Annotated in this window: 1 pseudogene; it reads right to left on the bottom strand. The window is 38.4% G+C overall.

The annotated features are described in order from the left end of the window. A pseudogene (locus tag BLP50_RS14190) lies at positions 1 to 1,142 on the bottom strand (RHS repeat protein); the annotation flags it as partial.

Genomic DNA, 1,142 nt, shown 5'->3' with positions numbered 1-1,142 from the left:
AAGTAATCAAACTTTTGCGCATTTCCATTTGGAAGAGTCTTTTCAATCAATCTACCATACGCATCATAATCATAGCTTGTCTTTTCATTTCCATTAACAAGCTCTCTTAGCTTTCTTTCATCATCATAGATATAATCAACTGTTCTACCATCTGGATAGACTATCTCTGTTCTTTCATTAAGCTTGCCATAATTATAAGAAACTGATTTGTTATTGTAATCATTTACGGATAAAACTCTTCCAAGGACATCTCTTTGAATAGATGTTGTACCGAGCCAATCAGTAAACTCATTTAACCTTCCAAGTTCATCATAAGATAAAGCTACAGACTTACCATCCGCATAGTCCACCCTTGTTACTCTTCCTATATCATTGTAGCTATAGTCCGTAGAATAATTATCTCTATCTACCTTTGTAACAAGTCTTCCATACTGGTCGTACTCATAGGTTTCCTTTTGACCTAAGGCGTCTGTTACCTCTGTAAGCTGGCCTGCTAGGTTATAAGAGTAGATTGTCACATGGCCATCTTCTCCTACCTTTGGAAGTCTATCCTCTTTGCTTTCTTTTTCATCAGCACGGCCATCGATTCGATGGATACTCTTTAAGTTATCCAGTGCATCGTATGTGTAAACTGTCTCATTCGAAAGAGCATCTACTACGCTTTTAAGTCTACCTGTAGCTGTGTAGGTATAGAGAGTTTCCTTATCTCCATCTGATACCTTTGTCGCTCTTCCCATAGCATCATACTCATATGACACTGTTCTTCCATCAGTTCCATTTACTTTTTCAATTCTACTTAAAGCATCGTAGTTATATGAGATTTCATAGCCATCAGCAAATGTTCTTTTTGCGACTCTTCCGGCGCCATCATACTCTAGGCTTTGCTCTAGTTTATCGCAAAAATAAATAGCTGTAAGCTTACCGCCTCTAGTGTACTCAAATCTTCTTACTCTACTTGCTGCATCTGTGATTGTCTCTACATTTCCAAGCTTTGTATAGGTATAGCTTGTCTCATTTCCTAGAGAATCTATCTCCCTTATCACTCGTCCAAGGAGGTCGTATTCTCTAGTGCTCTTATTTCCAAGAGTATCTGTCACCGAAGTCACAAGGCCTGCCTCATCATAAGTAAAGCTTCTAGTATG

The organism is Pseudobutyrivibrio sp. AR14 (assembly GCF_900101325.1).
Lineage (GTDB): Bacteria > Bacillota > Clostridia > Lachnospirales > Lachnospiraceae > Pseudobutyrivibrio.
Note: the sequence above shows the minus strand (reverse complement) of the source record. Positions and strands in the feature narration are given on the sequence as shown.